Origin of the sequence: Labrenzia sp. THAF191a (assembly GCF_009363335.1) — a bacterium.
GTDB lineage: Bacteria > Pseudomonadota > Alphaproteobacteria > Rhizobiales > Stappiaceae > Roseibium > Roseibium algicola.
Genome location: NZ_CP045335.1, coordinates 153,381 through 169,087, shown reverse-complemented (window position 1 = coordinate 169,087; position 15,707 = coordinate 153,381). Strand labels below are relative to the sequence as shown.

General features: G+C 56.1%; 16 protein-coding genes. 12 read left to right on the top strand and 4 right to left on the bottom strand.

Annotation, left to right across the window (positions count from 1 at the left end):
- Window position 1 precedes the first annotated feature (1 nt).
- The 3 genes from FIV05_RS29215 (at window position 2) to FIV05_RS29205 (ending at window position 1,945) form a co-directional block, all read left to right on the top strand.
- Window positions 2-658, top strand: coding sequence for a glutathione S-transferase family protein (locus FIV05_RS29215; protein ID WP_152512454.1), 657 nt, complete (start codon window positions 2-4; stop codon window positions 656-658).
- Between the two features lie 136 nt (window positions 659-794).
- Complete coding sequence (locus FIV05_RS29210; RefSeq protein WP_152512455.1) at window positions 795-1,241, top strand: VOC family protein; 447 nt, start codon at window positions 795-797, stop codon at window positions 1,239-1,241.
- Window positions 1,242-1,507: 266 nt separating this feature from the next.
- A complete protein-coding gene (locus tag FIV05_RS29205; RefSeq protein ID WP_152512456.1) occupies window positions 1,508-1,945 on the top strand; it encodes a PACE efflux transporter in 438 nt (145 codons plus the stop codon).
- A gap of 773 nt (window positions 1,946-2,718) precedes the next feature.
- Here FIV05_RS29205 and FIV05_RS29200 read toward each other — a convergent pair.
- Window positions 2,719-3,345: a YdeI/OmpD-associated family protein gene (locus tag FIV05_RS29200; protein WP_152512457.1), complete on the bottom strand. Its 627-nt coding sequence runs from the start codon at window positions 3,343-3,345 to the stop codon at window positions 2,719-2,721.
- A 574-nt stretch (window positions 3,346-3,919) separates the two neighbouring features.
- Here FIV05_RS29200 and FIV05_RS29195 point away from each other — a divergent pair.
- A complete protein-coding gene (locus tag FIV05_RS29195; RefSeq protein WP_152512458.1) occupies window positions 3,920-4,681 on the top strand; it encodes a DUF1194 domain-containing protein in 762 nt (253 codons plus the stop codon).
- 304 nt (window positions 4,682-4,985) lie between these two features.
- Here the strand turns inward: FIV05_RS29195 and FIV05_RS29190 are convergent, their stop codons facing one another.
- The gene (locus FIV05_RS29190; RefSeq protein WP_152512459.1) at window positions 4,986-5,516 is read right to left on the bottom strand and encodes a dihydrofolate reductase family protein; all 531 of its coding nucleotides are present in this window, start codon (window positions 5,514-5,516) and stop codon (window positions 4,986-4,988) included.
- A gap of 460 nt (window positions 5,517-5,976) precedes the next feature.
- On the opposite strand from FIV05_RS29190, the gene FIV05_RS29185 reads away from it, so the two are divergent.
- Together FIV05_RS29185 and FIV05_RS29180 are read left to right on the top strand one after the other, a co-directional pair.
- Window positions 5,977-6,345: a hypothetical protein gene (locus FIV05_RS29185; protein WP_152512460.1), complete on the top strand. Its 369-nt coding sequence runs from the start codon at window positions 5,977-5,979 to the stop codon at window positions 6,343-6,345.
- The gene (locus tag FIV05_RS29180; RefSeq protein ID WP_152512461.1) at window positions 6,342-6,539 is read left to right on the top strand and encodes a helix-turn-helix transcriptional regulator; all 198 of its coding nucleotides are present in this window, start codon (window positions 6,342-6,344) and stop codon (window positions 6,537-6,539) included. Before FIV05_RS29185 ends, FIV05_RS29180 begins: the two co-directional genes overlap by 4 nt.
- A gap of 149 nt (window positions 6,540-6,688) precedes the next feature.
- On the opposite strand, the gene FIV05_RS29175 is transcribed toward FIV05_RS29180, so the two are convergent.
- Window positions 6,689-8,014: a four-carbon acid sugar kinase family protein gene (locus tag FIV05_RS29175; RefSeq protein WP_152512462.1), complete on the bottom strand. Its 1,326-nt coding sequence runs from the start codon at window positions 8,012-8,014 to the stop codon at window positions 6,689-6,691.
- Window positions 8,011-9,279 (bottom strand): ribulose-bisphosphate carboxylase large subunit family protein, encoded by a 1,269-nt coding sequence (locus FIV05_RS29170; protein ID WP_152512463.1) that lies wholly within the window; start codon window positions 9,277-9,279, stop codon window positions 8,011-8,013. The genes FIV05_RS29175 and FIV05_RS29170 overlap by 4 nt, the downstream gene beginning before the upstream one ends.
- 116 nt (window positions 9,280-9,395) lie before the next feature.
- Here FIV05_RS29170 and FIV05_RS29165 point away from each other — a divergent pair, with 116 nt between their 5' ends.
- From FIV05_RS29165 to FIV05_RS29140, 6 genes are all read left to right on the top strand, one after another.
- Window positions 9,396-10,220: a phosphogluconate dehydrogenase C-terminal domain-containing protein gene (locus FIV05_RS29165; RefSeq protein WP_152512464.1), complete on the top strand. Its 825-nt coding sequence runs from the start codon at window positions 9,396-9,398 to the stop codon at window positions 10,218-10,220.
- A gap of 110 nt (window positions 10,221-10,330) precedes the next feature.
- Complete coding sequence (locus tag FIV05_RS29160) at window positions 10,331-11,269, top strand: D-ribose ABC transporter substrate-binding protein (protein WP_152512465.1); 939 nt, start codon at window positions 10,331-10,333, stop codon at window positions 11,267-11,269.
- A gap of 112 nt (window positions 11,270-11,381) precedes the next feature.
- Window positions 11,382-12,050, top strand: a complete 669-nt coding sequence (locus FIV05_RS29155; protein WP_152512105.1) for a DUF2291 domain-containing protein — start codon at window positions 11,382-11,384, stop codon at window positions 12,048-12,050.
- The gene (locus FIV05_RS29150; protein WP_152512106.1) at window positions 12,047-13,609 is read left to right on the top strand and encodes a sugar ABC transporter ATP-binding protein; all 1,563 of its coding nucleotides are present in this window, start codon (window positions 12,047-12,049) and stop codon (window positions 13,607-13,609) included. Before FIV05_RS29155 ends, FIV05_RS29150 begins: the two co-directional genes overlap by 4 nt.
- Complete coding sequence (locus FIV05_RS29145; protein WP_077293981.1) at window positions 13,606-14,670, top strand: ABC transporter permease; 1,065 nt, start codon at window positions 13,606-13,608, stop codon at window positions 14,668-14,670. Before FIV05_RS29150 ends, FIV05_RS29145 begins: the two co-directional genes overlap by 4 nt.
- A gap of 10 nt (window positions 14,671-14,680) precedes the next feature.
- Window positions 14,681-15,706 (top strand): Gfo/Idh/MocA family oxidoreductase, encoded by a 1,026-nt coding sequence (locus FIV05_RS29140; RefSeq protein ID WP_152512107.1) that lies wholly within the window; start codon window positions 14,681-14,683, stop codon window positions 15,704-15,706.
- Window position 15,707: the final 1 nt, after the last annotated feature.

Here is a 15,707-nt window from a genome sequence, read left to right as displayed (position 1 = left end):
AATGAAACTGTTCTTCAGCCGAAATCCCAATCCTCGATTGGCGGTCGCGGTGGCTCGCTATCTCGACGCAAATATCGAGTTCGAATTTGCCTCGCCCCTCGCCTCTGGTGAGGCTGAGCGATTTCTGCCGCTAAATCCCAATCTGTTGTTACCCATACTCTCAGACACGGGAAAAAGTCTTTGGGAGACCGATGCAATTGCCTGCCGGCTTTCGCGCCGCGGACGTTCGAATTTCTGGCGCACCGGCGACGACGAACCGGAGATGATCCGTTGGCTGAGCTGGAGCAAGGAGAACTTCGAGAAAGCTTGCGATATTGTTCATTTCGAACGGGGGACCAAACAGCGCTACCGGCTTGGTCCGATTGACCCGAAGAAAATCGAGGAAGGTCTACGCCTCTTCCGCAGGTCCGCGACAATTCTCGAAGTCGAACTTTCTCAACGCGATTGGCTCGTCGGAAATTCGGTTTCCTATGCCGACTTCCGAATGGCGGCGTATCTGCCCTTCAATGATGTCGCAGGACTGCCGATCGAAGACTATTCTTCCATCGCTCGTTGGTATCAGCAGCTCGAAGAGATCGCTGCCTGGCGTCACCCCTTCAACGGCCTGGATGCACCCCCATTGCCGTCTATCGATCTGGCAGTACATGCAGACGCCTGAAAATGAACCTCTTCCGCGATACCAACGAACGTGCCGCCGTTGCGCTTCTTGAAAGACAGGAGCAGCTCAGTTTCGCAATTCCGGGCTCGGCGTCTCGCGGGGAGCACCTGGAAACACCATTCGAAAGGAGACAACCGTGAAAATCGTTACCAGTCTAAGCTTCCGGGGCCAGTGTCGTGAGGCTTTTGAGTATTATGCAAAGGTACTCAACGGGAAGATTACAGCCGCCATGCCTTATGCCGATGCGCCTCCAGGCATGCCCATCACCGATGAGACGTACAAGACCTGGCTGATGCACTGCTGGCTGGAAGTTGGTGACCAGGCGCTGATGGGTGCCGACATGGACACCGGATGGGCGCCCGGCATCGACAAACCCAAAAACGGCTTCGATGTCACGCTGCATACCGAAGACAAGGCAGAAGCGGAACGTTGGTTCGATCGGCTTTCCGAAGGCGGCAAGACGGTGATGCCGTTCGCAGAAACCTTCTGGTCTCCAGGTTTCGGCTCTCTGGTCGACCGCTTCGGTATTCCGTGGATGATCAACGTCATTCCATCGGCTGATTGGCGCCCGCAGCAGGGTTGATCTGCAAGACGCTCTCACATGATGCACTTTCGAAGAATTTGCACGTAACGCCCTAGGGAGACCGATGCCAATTAAACGCCGAACTCGAGCAACCAAGACTTCTCAAGGCCGAATTTGATGGGTGACCGTCTCAGGTCCAGTAACTTTCAGGGGTCATCGATCCAACTTGAAAAGAGTGTGCTGGATTTCTATATCGGCGCGTTGAGGACGACCTCATATGTGGAAATAACAAAGCGGGACGACCCGCAACCATTGTTGAGGTTTCAATGCGGTCCCCGCTCGATCGTCTTCGCCAAGCACTAAGCTTCGAAATTATCGCACTCGTCCTGGCCATCCCGCTCGGAACGGTCGCCTTTGGCGTGCCAATGCATGATGTTGGCGTCGTCGGCGTTGTCAGCGCAACCATCGCGACGCTCTGGAACGTCGTCTATAATTTCGTTTTCGACGTCACCTACAAGCGCCTTACGGGCAAGACCCTGAAGACGCTCATTGTGCGCATCATCCATTCGATTTTCTTCGAGATTGGTCTGCTGATCGTTCTGATGCCATTCATTGCCTGGTATCTGGGTGTGTCCCTTTGGCAGGCTCTGGTAATGGATCTGTTTTTCGTAGCGTTCTACCTGGTCTACGCTTTTGCCTTTAACTGGGCTTACGACAAGCTCTTCCCGCTACCCGAGTGGAGAAATCGGCCCGTTTCCAAATAGAGGCAATCGAGGACAGGCGAGCCGGTGCGGGCCTGAGATAGTTTCAGTGCCATGGTGAAATTCTATTGGGTGCCAGAAACCGTCCGACCGCAACAGTGTGATCGAATTGGCGTCATAAACCGCCGAGAGACCAGCGCGTGGCATGATTTTTCTATTAATCATGTAAGTCTTACTGTTTATGACTGTTAAACACATTGTGGTCTTAGCTAATTGAAAAATCACATCTATTTGCCGTCAGTTCTCTTTGAAGGTGCAATAAGTGCAGCACTGTAGGGTCTTTGATTGGACGAATTTTACAGAAAATTGCTGAACTTTGACGTTTCTGACCGTTTGAAACTGAACAAATACGTTCTTGCGCGACATCTTGGATATTCCTGGACGTCCGTAACAGTTCCAAACCTGTGGCCGCACGGCAAGATAGAGAAAGTGAGGCACTTTCTGGGTCGCAATTACAAGCCGATCGCAATTGGCGACCGCAGTTGCTGACATATTCGCCTGTAGGCTCAACAATTACGGCGGCTTAACAGTCGCCTATGGAAGAGTGCAGGTTTCAAAAATAAGGTTGGAAGGTGCTGGCGCCTTGCCAAGTCCTCGGCGAGGCTGGAGAGTTAGCCCGCCTAGGCGTCGAGGCGGTCCCACTCAGTACGCCCTCGGCACTATTCGCTTATGCATGGAGGAGCTTGAGGAAACGCTCCAAATGTGAATGGAGCTATCCAAACTCAACATTTGCAAAGGAGCCAGTTCAGGCCCCTAATTCTCGTTGGCCGCACATTCTAACGTTCCATGGCGCCCTTGCCGGCAATGATCTTGTGGCGGAACTTCTCGATTCGAGCGACTCGTGTTGCGGACTGTTTGGCCTGGTTAAGATTGAACATGTAGCTTCTTTGCCGACCCGGCGTGAGCGCATAAAATGCATCGGCCAGCTCCCGGTCCGTTTGCAGGGCCTCAGCCAATTCATCCGGCATGTCAATTTCCGTTCGTACCTTTGGTGGCTTCGTGCCTTTTTCCGCATGCTCCATAAGTTGCCGAAGGTACGCGCGTATCACTGGTTCCATCTCTTCAACCAGGGCTACATCGGCAAAGCGGATTATGCTCGGTGTACGAGCGTTCGGTCCCTGTGGTTCAAGCACATTTTCCGTGTCATTTAGGAGACCGGCGTTCATGAAACTCAGACGAAAATCGCTGCGAAACGCCCCAAAAATCGCTATGTTTCGGCCAGCGTGCATATAGGTGGGATGCCCCCACTTGACGGTTTCTTCCAGTTCCATGTCAAGGCAGATACGGCGCAGTTGCCTTAGACCGTCAATCCAGGGACGGGTTGAACAGTCAGGCGTTTCAAAGCGTTCACAACGACCACAGCCCTTGGTAAAAAAATCCTCCGGATCCGTGATCATCGGCATCGGTCGCCAGCCCTCTTGCTTGCATTCTTCATTTTGGGTTTGCGGCCAGCGTTAGTCCATGACCTGTTGATATGGTCGGAAACTCTCCGCGGGAGCATATCAAAGGTTGTGGCCATGAAAAGACCATACCGCTTTTCATGGCAGGTTGCCACCGCTTGCCTGGTGTCAGGGAGCCGTAATTCCTCCGACATACCCCCGTGGAAACTCCACTGTGAGTGGGGCTTCATTTAGGCGGGTTCACAGCATGGTCGTCACATGGGACGATGTCTTGCTGGCTGCAGTCGGTTCGACAATATCAGGCTGGGTGTTCGGAGCTTTCCATTGATCTGAAGACGAGTTGTTGGCGACAAGCAAGTGATCAACCCCACGGACTTAGAGACCCTTGCAGATATCTCAAGCCATTCACCATTTTGTGCGTTGAAACAACTGCCGTCGCTCCATCCAATGATCTCCTGACAGGGAAGCCAAAAGTGGAGTCCGCATTTCTGGTCAATTGAACGGATTTCAGCGCGAGAGAGTCGACGGGCTACCAATTGCCGTCTCTCCGGTTTGTTTGCGTGGCAAGGAGGGTGTCGTGCGCTTTATCGCCTCAAGTTCATTGCTGCTTATGGTACTTGCCGTCTTTGCAATGGCACCGCGAGCATCGGCACAGAACAAGTCGCACTTGAACCTGGTGCTGGCCGTGGATGCGTCAGCCAGTATCAATGATCAGGAATTCGAGTTGCAGCGAACCGGTATTGCGATCGCGCTTCGGGATCCGGATGTGCAAGCAGCGATTGTTCAAGCGCCCGGCGGTATCAATTTAGCAATCGTGCAATGGGCAAGCATCAGGCACCAGGCGGTTGCGCTTGAGTGGACGCGTCTGCGCGAAAAGCAGGACATCGACACTCTGGCGACAAAAATCAGGAAAATGCCTCGCATTCTCTCCGGCGGCAACACGATGATCCACGCCGGTGTTGAATTTGCCGGGAAGATGCTCAAGGAGGCTCCCATACCTGCGGTGCGTCAGGTTATCGACGTCTCCGGCAATGGTCACGCCGATGATGTGCCGATGCTTGAAAAAGCACGTGACAGACTGATCGCCCAGGGTATCGTCATAAATGGTTTGGCTATTGAGGAAGACCCGATCGATGTTGCCCGACATTTTCGACATCATCTCATCGGCGGGACAGGAGCATTTGTCATAACCGCGCAGGATTTCCCTGATTTTTCCAGAGCGATGCGGCTCAAGTTTCTACGCGAGATCGGCTCGCCAGTCGCCGCAAACGGTTCTGCTACCGATAAAGGCTTGTACCTATCCAGGCTTAGCAGGCATGGCGCACCTGCGGACCAATGAAAGCTGGTCCTTTTTGTCCAGCGCGGTCAAAGGTGCTTGCGGGGCTCCCGTTCAATATGGTGATTGCTCTGGTGCCAGTATTGGTTCGTTCGTCCGCGGCGAGCAAGCACCGCAGGTCTGATGCCAGCCCAGGAAATGATGGACCGTTCATGGTGTAACCTGCCCGTCCCCAAAGCGTCCCCCCCGAAAACGGGCAGTCGGATTCTCCTGAACAGATCTCAAGACCGGACATTTGTAGAATGCTGAAAAAACGGCTGCGAAGCGGACAATCCAATGACCTGTCGGATTGTCCGCTTTTTGAAGGTCACAGGACCGCAAATTCCTCCAGAACATACCCATTCACATAGGTTTTTGTATTGATCCGGGACATGCTCAAGGCGGGAGTATTGCGGCCGAACAATCCGATGCCATTCCCTAAGATACAAGGCGCGCGCTTTAGGATAAGCCTGTCAATAAGTCCTTGTTCGAGCATCCATCCTGCGAAATCTCCTCCGCCGCACAGATAGAGAGGGCCGCCAGAGTCGTGCGCCAGTTCCAGAATTTCTTCACGCAGCGGGGTTGGGCGAACAGATATGTTCGCTTCCGCAGGCACTTGAAGCGTGTCAGAGAAGACAATGGTTTTCATGTGCGTATAGGGGTTCTGTCCTGCTTCAAGGCCGAACCTGTAGCCAAACTCATAGGTTTTTCGGCCCATGATAGCCGTTTTATAGCTGCGAAGCCGCCCGGCATAGTCTTCCACGACGGGGCCGTCCTGGGCGAATTTCGAGATATCTCCAGACCGGCCGCAAATAAAACCGTCAAGTGAGACAGCTACGTCATAAATGATGGGATGCATTTGATGCTCCTGTGCAAGAATTTCCAATGATGTCCACGGGCGTCGACAGGGTTGGAAATTACTTGATCACTGACAGGGCGCTCCTTTTGCAGGCTCCCTGCGTAACAGGGAAGTGTTTCTCGGTCAACTTTGTGGTGTGTCCAATGCGGAACATCCAGCACAACGCAGCATGAGACCTTACGGGCTCGGAGCTGACTTGCGGCGGCGCAGAGTGCCTAACCCTGTCTTGGTGCGTGCCTGGCAGGCACAAACGGCCCACAGCGGACCTTCGCCAGGTTCGGCCCCGCTGCGGCGTAGCTTCTCCAAACCGGCCTTTCGTAACATCGCGCAGCAAGATCGGAGCGCTGGAGGTCAACAGTGCGGACACAATGGCGATCCGCATGATGTGTAAAGCACGCTTTACAATCACGGTCTCGCCACCTATAAGTAAAGCGTGCTTTACACGAATGCGGAGACAAAAATGCGTGGGTTGCTTCTTCTCTTGGTCGGATTGGCCACCTACGCTGCAATGCTGATCGTTTCTCAGTGGGTTATTGCGGGCGGTATCGAGAGCAAACCGGCCGGCATTCTGATTGCACTTAGCCCGATGTTGCCAGCCGCGTTCATTTGCGGAGTGATTATACGCAGCATCCGGCGCCTGGACGAAATGCAACGCAAGCTCCAATTCGAGGCTCTTGCGCTGTCATTTGCAGGAACTGCTTTGATTACGTTCGGCTATGGCTTCCTTGAAGGTGCAGGGTTTCCGAAGCTCTCCATGTTTGCAGTGTGGCCTTTGATGGCTGCAATATGGTTTGTCGGCGTCATGATCGGACGGTTGCGCTTCAAATGAACAACCGTATTCAGGAGTTTCGCCAGCAGAGGGAGTGGTCACAAGCCGACCTCGCCACCCGTCTTAAAGTCTCGCGACAGACAGTGAATGCCCTCGAACGCGGGCGCTATGATCCCAGCCTTCCGCTCGCATTCAGCATCGCACGGCTCTTCGGCCTGACAATCGAAGAGGTCTTTCAGCCGGACGAAGAGTGAAAAACGAAGGTCGGATATGGGTTACCGGCCAACCTTTGTTGCGGTTGAGCTGAATGACGGTAAAGCGGCCCCAATTCGGTCATTCAGATATTCTCGAACGCTCCCCAAGAGCAGACGTTGCGAATAGATTTGCCTTCCTGTCTTGGTCGTCAGCGCTTGAACGTGCCGTCTCGAAGATCTGCAAAATAGCTGTCATTTCCGATCTGGCCGCCCTTTAGCGCAATTTCGAGTTCTGATCCTCCGCGGGTATGCGCGGTGCACACTGGCGAACCGGGTGTGGTCGGGATCGCTTGCCGGAGTGTCAGGGCGAAAATGTCCAGCTCCGCCAGAGCGTGGCTTGATGTGTCACCACCGGCAACGGCAACACGCTCGAGACCATGCCGGTCCTTGAGGGTAGCCAGCAGGCAACCGAGGGTTTTGCCGACCTGATCGAGGTTCAAGGACCCTGTTACCTCTTCGGTGGTTTTACCTTTTGCAGTGTACAGGATCGGACTTTGGCCGGTTTCGAGTGCCTCGGAAGCGATCTGCAGCACGCGTTCGAATTCCTGCTTGATGCCGTTGCCGGTTGCCAGTGCATTGAAATCGACTTCGATGCCCCTGAAGCCCAAATGTTCCGCGGCTTCGATTTGGCGCGCGGTTGTTGGTGAACAGCTACCAGAGACAACTGCGATACGGGACTTGGACGTCAGAGGCGGAGATGGTTTCGGCGGCTGCAGCAGGCCAAGTTCGCGCCATTTGTGCAAGAGGGCGTATTCAACGCCGGACGAGCCGGCAATGAATGGACCCAGATCTTGCCTGCTTTCTTCGAGATAACTTCCCGCGGCCACCTGGGACAGGCTGTCGTAAACATCTATCAGGAGATTGGGGTTGCCCGCCTGGCCGATATTCGGGACATGGCCGGGCTTGGCGGCGATGGAACCGTCCAGCGGGGTCAGGCATTCAAAGGGCAGGTTCGTCTGTCCTGACAGGTGTTTTACCAGGTCAGCTTCGTGCATCGGCGTTGCCGGGTGCCTGCTCATCACGGGATGCCTGTCTATTCTGTAAACTTCATCCCGATAAGCCGCGAACAAATTGCCGAAATAGGTGTAGCGCCGAAGCTGGGGAGCCCCGACTACAACAGCTGTCCGTTTCTGGCTGAACGTTTCCAAACCGATTTCCAGGGCACGGCCAATGGAGCCCTTTTCCGGCGAACTGTCGAAGGTCGAGCAGGTCTTGTAGTGGCAGAAACGCGCATCGAGCGTCCACAGCCAGGAGAAAATCGCCGGTAGGTGCTCCGACATCCACTCGGGTGTCTGGCTACGGCTGATACCTGCCAGGCCGACCGCACGGCAATGCTTGAACTTTTCGAGCTGTTTTTCGCCGGGGATAGACGTGAACAGGACGGTTTCGACGCCTCCGGTTGTCAGGGCTTCCATCACGTCCGTCGATCCCGTGAAATCGTCACCGTAATAGGAAATGAAAAGATCGCCTGTCATTTCCTTGCTCCGGTGCCGTCTTTTTTGCCGAACAGGTCCAGGGCCTCGGAAAGTTCCTTGTGATCTTTTGCAAAAACATGTGCCGGAATTCCGCCAACGGCGGCCTCTGCAGCCTGTTTCAGGCTGGCGACACCGCCGGCAACACCGCCGGGGTGTCCCATGATCCCGCCCCCGGCACAATAAATAAAGTCGGTGTGCCCTACGGACCGGCAGGTCTCTTCCATTTGAACCGCTGTCTGACCCGACGAGAATACCGGCATCGCCTGATATCCGCGTTCTCCTGACAGGGGATCATCGAGAGAGCGGGCGTTTTCGACAACCGTGGTGTCGGCCTCCGTGAACTTGTTCGCGATTCCGTTGACATGCAGATGATCCGCTCCGGCAAGCCTCCAGAACTTTTGCCAGACACGAAACGAGATGCCGATATCCGGCGATCTGGAATAAATGCCCCAACCGTTTCTGTGGCAATGAAGTGGAAGATCAACGTGCCGCCGGATGGCGGTGAGTCCCGTGAGACCAAGTGAAAACAGGCTGACCATCGCACAGGTGCCGCCGGCCTGTTGCAGGAGGTCGGCATTACGGCGCATCACGTCCAGCTCGTCGGTGATGTTGAAGGCGTACATCACCTTCCTGCCGGTGCGGTCCGCATGCGAATTGATGACTTTCATGACTTCGTTCAGGCGATCCTCGAACGGGCAGTGAGGTCCGTTCGCCTGCAATTCATCATCCTTGATGAAATCGATTCCACCGTCGGCGAGTTTTGCGACAAGAGACGCCGTTTCGGCAGGTGAGAGACCGACGCTTGGTTTGATGATCGTGCCGATCATCGGCCGGTCCCTGACACCGGCAAGCGCCAGAGTTCCCTGCCGGCCGTAGGCCGGACCCGGATACGCCATGGCGAATTCTTCAGGAAACGAAATGTCCGTCAGGCGAAGCGCGGACACGTCTGCCAGTTCGAAAAGGTTGCCGGCAACGGTTGCCAGGACGTTGGGAAGGGATGTGCCCATGTTCTCGAGCGGCCAGGAAAGAACGACCTCGCCGCGCGTGTAGGTCTCCGCACTGATCCGGCACGGCAGCGAGGGAACCCTGCTGCTCGATGTTGCCGTGATCCGCTCGACCCTTGCCCCGGAGAGCTCTTTTAACCGGTTTGTTTCACCCGGCAGCTTCAGGAATGTTCCCGAGGATTGTTCACCTGCGATTACCTCGGCGGCCCGCTCCAGAGTTGTCGGTGTTTCAAGATCATATGTTGCAAAGAGCCTCCCCATTCCCGTCCTCTGTCCTGTTCCAGGTTGCGCATTGCTTATATGACTATCAACTTATCATACCAGTTGACAACATGATTTGTATGTGAATTTATTTGCGCAACAAATTTGGAGGACACATGAAAATCGCTCTCATCGGTGCGGGGGGAAAAATGGGAGTGCGGCTCTCCCAGAACCTGAAAGGCTCCCGTTTCAACGTTGCCCATGTGGAAGTCAGCGATGCAGGCAGAGACCGGCTGAAGGCGGAAGTCGGCGTCGACTGTGTCGACGTCGACGCCGCGCTTGAAGACGCACGTGCGGTTATTCTTGCTGTGCCGGACACTGCGATCCGGGCGGTGGCGAAAGGCATCATCGACAAGCTTGCGCCAGGAACGATGCTGATCGCACTGGACGCAGCTGCCCCTTTTGCGGGGCACTTTCCTGAGCGCAAGGACGTGACCTATTTCGTCACCCATCCCTGCCATCCGCCGATATTCAACGATGAAACGCAATTGCCTGCGAAACGCGACTATTTCGGCGGTATTGCTGCCAAACAGGCGATCGTGAACGCCCTCATGCAGGGTCCGGAAGAGGACTATGCAATCGGGGAGGAGATCGCGAAAACCATTTTCCAGCCGATCCTGCGTTCGCACCGGGTCTCGGTGGAACAAATGGCGCTCCTGGAGCCGGGCCTGTCCGAAACCGTCTGCGCGACCCTTCTCGTTGTGATGAAGGAAGCAATGGATGAAGTCATTCGGCGAGGGGTCGACCCCGTGGCGGCCCGAGACTTTCTTCTGGGACACATGAACATTCTTGGAGCAGTCGTCATGGAAGAAGTCGACGGCGTCTTCTCCGATGCCTGCAACAAGGCCATCACCAATGGCAAGAAACGTCTCATGCGAGACGACTGGATCGGCGTGTTCAAGCCGGACGAAATCAGGCAAAGCATCCGGCAGATCACCTGATTGAGCGGTTCGCCATCTCGTATGGCGAACGTTCAGATTGGTGCCGTCGGGGTCTTGGAGGGACCCCGCGGGACCTGGCACGAGATTGAACCTATTGTTGGGAGGACAACATGAAATTCACGAGACGAATCCTGCTTGCCAGCGCTGCTGTTGCAGCTACCCTGCTTGCACCCGCTTATGCTTCCGCAGCCGACCTCATTGCAATCATCACACCGTCGCATGACAATCCGTTTTTCAAGGCGGAAGCCGAAGGCGCGCAGAAACGTGCCGAAGACCTCGGCTATGACACACTCGTTCTGGTCCACGATGACGATCCGAACAAGCAGAACCAGCTCTTCGATACGGCAATCGCCCGTGGTGCGAAGGCGATCATCCTGGACAATGCCGGTGCGGATGCGACTGTCGCTCCAGTCCGCCGCGCGAAAGAAGCCGGCATTCCGTCGTTCCTGATCGATCGCGAAATCAAGGAAACAGGCATTGCCGTTTCCCAGATCGTCTCCAACAATTACCAGGGAGCACAGCTCGGCGCGGAGGAGTTCGTCAAGCTGATGGGTGAAGAAGGCAAATATGCCGAGCTGCTGGGCCGCGAAGCCGACACCAATGCCGGAATTCGCTCTGCAGGTTATCATGATGTGATTGACCAGTACCCCGATCTGGAGATGGTTGCCCAGCAATCAGCCAACTGGAGCCAGACCGAAGCCTACGAAAAGATGGAAACCATCCTTCAGGCCAACCCCGAGATCAAGGGTGTCATTTCAGGAAATGACACCATGGCCATGGGAGCCTGGGCGGCTCTCAAGGCAGCCGGGCGGACGGATGTGATCGTTGTCGGTTTTGATGGCAGCAACGACGTACGCGACTCCATTCTGGAAGGCGGCATCAAGGCAACCGTGCTGCAACCAGCCTACCGGCAGGCCCAGATCGCAGTAGAGCAGGCAGACCAGTACCTGAAGACGGGATCGACCGGTCAGGACGAAAAGCAATTGATGGATTGCGTCCTGATCAATGGTTCGAATGCAGGTAGCCTTGAGACTTTCGCGCTGAACTAGGCCCTGTGTCACACTGCGGCGGATGCCCCGCCGCGGTGTGATCTTTCCCACGAAAACCTGAAAAAGTCCTGCCGGATACCGCCGGAAGGGTTCTGTTCAAGGAGGTTGCACAGTGGATCGCGGCGCAGTTCCTTCCCTGTTGTTAGTTTTTGCAGTTGCCGCCGGCCTGGGCGGCTGCAAACTCGAAAAGCACGTTGCCACGAATGACGGTGACGGTCAGGCCCAGCAAGTCGTTTCAAGCGATCAGGGCGGCGACATGGATGCCCTTGTCGCCGACATCTGGGCCAAACAGGTTTTGCCACATCTTCAGCAAACGGCGACCGACATGGTCGTTCTCGGCGATGCGATCGCAGGAGATGTTGACGTCGCCGGCGAAGCACATGGTTATCGTCCGTCCAGCGAGGGAAGTCCCTGGAATTTCGCAGCCCGGGTACAGGGCACAATCTTGGCAGCCAAGACGGACACGCGTGCCGCCACTGCGGAAGTGGACGTCACCGCTGATGGCAAGGCAGACGTTATCCTGCAGCTCGGTCCGGTGATCCGCGGAACAGCACTCCGGGACATCCTTCCCTTTGTAGATTTCTCCTCATTTACCGATCAGATAGAGTTTGCCCAGCTCTCCCGTTCCCTGAATACACGCGCTTACGAAAGCGCTCTGAAAGATTTGCCCCGCGACGATCTCGTGGGCAAGACGGTTGACGTGCTTGGTGCCTTTACGGTGCGCGGTGATGGTCCGCCGTACCTGATCACACCCGTTGAGACAAAAATTGGTGGGTCATGACAGAAGCAAAGCACCAGATCGGCTTGTCCGTGCGCGCCGCCAACAAGGTCTATCCAGGTACACACGCGCTGAAGGACGTGGACTTCGATGTCCGGCTTGGCGCAGTGAATGTGCTCGTTGGCGAAAACGGCGCTGGCAAATCCACCTTGATGAAAGTGATCGCCGGCGTCGAGCAGCTGACCTCGGGTGATATTCTGATGGGAGAGAAAAAGGTCTCTTTCCCCGATACGCGCACGGCCGCGGCACACGGGATCGGCATTGTCTTCCAGGAACTCAACCTGTTTCCCAACATGTCGGTTGCCGACAATATCTTTATCGCACGGGAAAAGACCCGCGCCGGGGTGGATATCGCCGCCAGCGACCAGAGGTCGGAAGCCGCAGCGTTGATGCAGCGTCTCGAGCACGACATTTCGCCGGACGCGATGGTGTCCGACCTTCGCATCGGGGAGCAGCAGATTGTCGAGATCGCCAAGGCACTGGCCCAGGATGCCCGGATCCTGATCATGGACGAGCCGACATCCGCCCTCAGTGCGGCAGAAGTCGAAATCCTCTTCCGGGTCATCGCGGACCTCAAGAAACGCGGTGTCGGCATCGTCTACATTTCGCACCGCCTGGAGGAACTGATCCGGATAGGCGACTACATCACGGTGCTGAGGGACGGTGCACGAACCGGTGCCAGGAGCATGGACGGCGTCGATGTGCCCTGGATCGTGCAGAACATGATCGGTGCAGCCTCAAAGGACTTCGCCAAGACGGTCGATCATGACTTCGGCGACGAAGTGTTTCGCTGCGAGAACATCAGCCTGATGGGCCGGACGGGAAAGTTCGTTGTCGATGACGTGTCAATGTCCCTGCGAGCTGGCGAGATTGTCGGCATCTACGGCCTCATGGGCGCGGGGCGCTCCGAATTGTTCGAGTGCATCATGGCTCAGCATCCCCATTGCACGGGGGACTTCTACGTCGAGGGACGCCATCTGAACGAACCGGACGTTGCTGGGCGTATCGGACGCGGGCTGGCGCTAATCCCCGAAGACAGGAAGTCGGAAGGTCTGATCCAGATCCTGCCGATCCGGGAGAACATGTCTTTGTCGAGCCTCGGCAGGTTCGTGAAGGGCATTCACCTCAGCCTGAAAGCAGAGCGGGAGACGGTGAAGCGGTTCGTGAAGGACCTCGCCATCAAGATTGCCAGCATGGAAAACCCCGTCAGCTCTCTTTCGGGAGGCAACCAGCAGAAAGTCGTGATCGGCAAGGCGCTGATGACCTCGCCAAAGGTCCTGCTCATGGACGAGCCGAGCCGCGGCATCGACATTGGCGCAAAGGCCGAGGTCTTTCGCACCATGCGGCGGCTTGCGGCTGAAGGACTGGGAATTCTGTTCGTCACCTCGGATCTTGAGGAGGTCATGTCCCTGTCCGACCGGATCATCGTGATGTCGAACGGCAGCATTACGGGCGAGTTCGAGGGCGCCGACGTGCGGGAAGAACAGATAATCGCGGCGTCTGCGATCGGGCACGCTCCTGCCTCCGAAGCAGGTCATTTCATTGGGAGTAGTAACGGATGACATCAGTCACCACCATGCAGCCTTCAGGCACCTCCGGCGGACAACCGATGATCCTGCTGCTCTTGAAGCTCAGGACATTCATCGCCCTGATTGCGGTGTTTGCGTTCTTCTCGTTTGCGGCTCCGAATTTCCTCAGCACCGCGAATTTCGTCATCATGTCCAAGCACGTGGCGCTGAACGCGTTTCTGGCGATCGGCATGACCTTCGTCATCATAACCGGCGGGATCGATCTCTCGGTCGGGTCGATTGTCGGCCTTTGCGGAATGGTGGCCGGCTATCTCATTCTCAACGGTGTCGATCTGGGGATTGGGTACTCGCTCTATTTCAATATCTTCGAGATCATTCTCATCACGCTCGCCGTCGGTGTTTTCGTGGGAGCGATAAATGGGGTTCTGATAACGCGTCTCAATGTGGCACCTTTCATCGCGACACTCGGAACGCTTTACGTGGCACGCGGGCTGGCGCTGCTTTCCTCTGACGGGGCGACGTTTCCAAACCTCGTCGGCAAGGAGGCCTATGGATCTACGGGTTTCGACATCCTCGGCACTGGTAGCTTTCTCGGTATCCCGGTGTCCATCTGGCTCTTGATAGCTGTCGGATTGATCGCCGCGTATATAGCAGGCCGAACGCCACTGGGACGGCACATCTATGCGGTTGGCGGCAACGAGAAGGCAGCCGCCCTCTCGGGTGTGAAGGTCAATCGCGTCAAGATGTTCGTCTACATGTTCTCGGGCTTTTGCGCGGCCATTGTCGGCCTTGTCATCTCTTCACAGCTGGTGGCTTCGCATCCGGCAACTGGAGAGACCTTCGAACTCAATGCGATTGCGGCGGCGGTCCTCGGCGGCACATCCATGTCGGGGGGACGCGGACGGATCGGTGGAACGATTGTCGGTGCATTCGTGATAGGCGTTCTGTCCGACGGACTCGTGATGATGGGGGTCAGTTCCTTCTGGCAGACCGTTATCAAGGGCCTGGTGATTATCGCTGCCGTAGTTGTCGACCAGGCGCAGCAAAAGCTGCAGGCCCGTGTGGCACTACAGCAGCAGGCCGCGGCAGCTTGAGGAGAATTTCATGAAGAAAGGCGCATTGATCGGCTGTGGTTTTTTCGCCCAAAATCACATGCATGCATGGGCCGATGTCAATGGAGCAGCCATCATCGCGCTGTGTGATCGCGACGACAAACGCCTGAAGGAAACGACCGAACGCTTTGGCATTGAAAGGACCTATTCCGACGCGGTCGAGCTCATGAAGTTGGAAGATCTCGACTTTGTCGACATCGCGACGACAGTTCAGACCCACCGGCCGCTGGTGGAACTCGCGGCGAGGTCGAAAGTGCACATCATCTGCCAGAAGCCTTTTGCGGACACACTGGAAGACGCCACTGCAATGGTAGATGCTACTGCAGCGGCCGGCGTGACCCTGATGGTGCATGAGAACTTCCGCTGGCAGTCGGCAATCCGTGCGGCGAAAGCCGAAATCGAAAAGGGCAGTATCGGAACGCCGTTCTGGGGGCGGGTCAGTTTCCGCTCGGCCTATGATGTCTATTCCAGCCAGCCGTATCTTGCGACGGATGACCGTTTCATCATCCAGGACCTCGGGATTCATATCCTGGACATCGCCCGTTTCCTGTTCGGTGACGCGCGTACCATCTCGGCAAGCACCAAGCGGGTCAATCCGGCAATAAAGGCGGAAGACGTTGCCACTATGATGCTGGTTCACGAAAGCGGCGTCACCAGTGTTGTCGACTGCAGCTACGCATCACGGCTGTCCCGGGAAAGCTTTCCGGAAAGCCTTCTTGAAGTGGATGGCAGTGAAGGAACGCTGAGGCTGATGCCTGATTACAGGCTGGTGCTGCACAATGCCTCCGGCACCAGGGAACTGGACGTTTCGCCCCCATTGCTTTCCTGGGCGGAGCGCCCCTGGCACAACATTCAGGAAAGTGTCTACAACATTCAACGGCACTTCATCGATTGCCTGAATGCTGCCAGCACGCCAGAGACATCCGGAACGGACAACCTGAAGACGCTGGAACTGGTCGAGGCTGCGTATCTTTCCGCCGCCGGAAACAGCCGAACAATCATACTGGGCAGCGCCTGAG

Excerpts from the sequence above, each read along its gene's own strand:
- FIV05_RS29160 (WP_152512465.1), top strand. The coding sequence starts at position 10,331 with ATGAAATTCACGAGACGAATCCTGCTTGCCAGCGCTGCTGTTGCAGCT.
- FIV05_RS29175 (WP_152512462.1), bottom strand. The coding sequence starts at position 8,014 with ATGACAGGCGATCTTTTCATTTCCTATTACGGTGACGATTTCACGGGA.
- FIV05_RS29200 (WP_152512457.1), bottom strand. The coding sequence starts at position 3,345 with ATGCCGATGATCACGGATCCGGAGGATTTTTTTACCAAGGGCTGTGGT.
- FIV05_RS29215 (WP_152512454.1), top strand. The coding sequence starts at position 2 with ATGAAACTGTTCTTCAGCCGAAATCCCAATCCTCGATTGGCGGTCGCG.
- FIV05_RS29165 (WP_152512464.1), top strand. The coding sequence starts at position 9,396 with ATGAAAATCGCTCTCATCGGTGCGGGGGGAAAAATGGGAGTGCGGCTC.
- FIV05_RS29180 (WP_152512461.1), top strand. The coding sequence starts at position 6,342 with ATGAACAACCGTATTCAGGAGTTTCGCCAGCAGAGGGAGTGGTCACAA.
- FIV05_RS29190 (WP_152512459.1), bottom strand. The coding sequence starts at position 5,516 with ATGCATCCCATCATTTATGACGTAGCTGTCTCACTTGACGGTTTTATT.
- FIV05_RS29185 (WP_152512460.1), top strand. The coding sequence starts at position 5,977 with ATGCGTGGGTTGCTTCTTCTCTTGGTCGGATTGGCCACCTACGCTGCA.
- FIV05_RS29145 (WP_077293981.1), top strand. The coding sequence starts at position 13,606 with ATGACATCAGTCACCACCATGCAGCCTTCAGGCACCTCCGGCGGACAA.
- FIV05_RS29205 (WP_152512456.1), top strand. The coding sequence starts at position 1,508 with ATGCGGTCCCCGCTCGATCGTCTTCGCCAAGCACTAAGCTTCGAAATT.
- FIV05_RS29140 (WP_152512107.1), top strand. The coding sequence starts at position 14,681 with ATGAAGAAAGGCGCATTGATCGGCTGTGGTTTTTTCGCCCAAAATCAC.
- FIV05_RS29150 (WP_152512106.1), top strand. The coding sequence starts at position 12,047 with ATGACAGAAGCAAAGCACCAGATCGGCTTGTCCGTGCGCGCCGCCAAC.
- FIV05_RS29170 (WP_152512463.1), bottom strand. The coding sequence starts at position 9,279 with ATGGGGAGGCTCTTTGCAACATATGATCTTGAAACACCGACAACTCTG.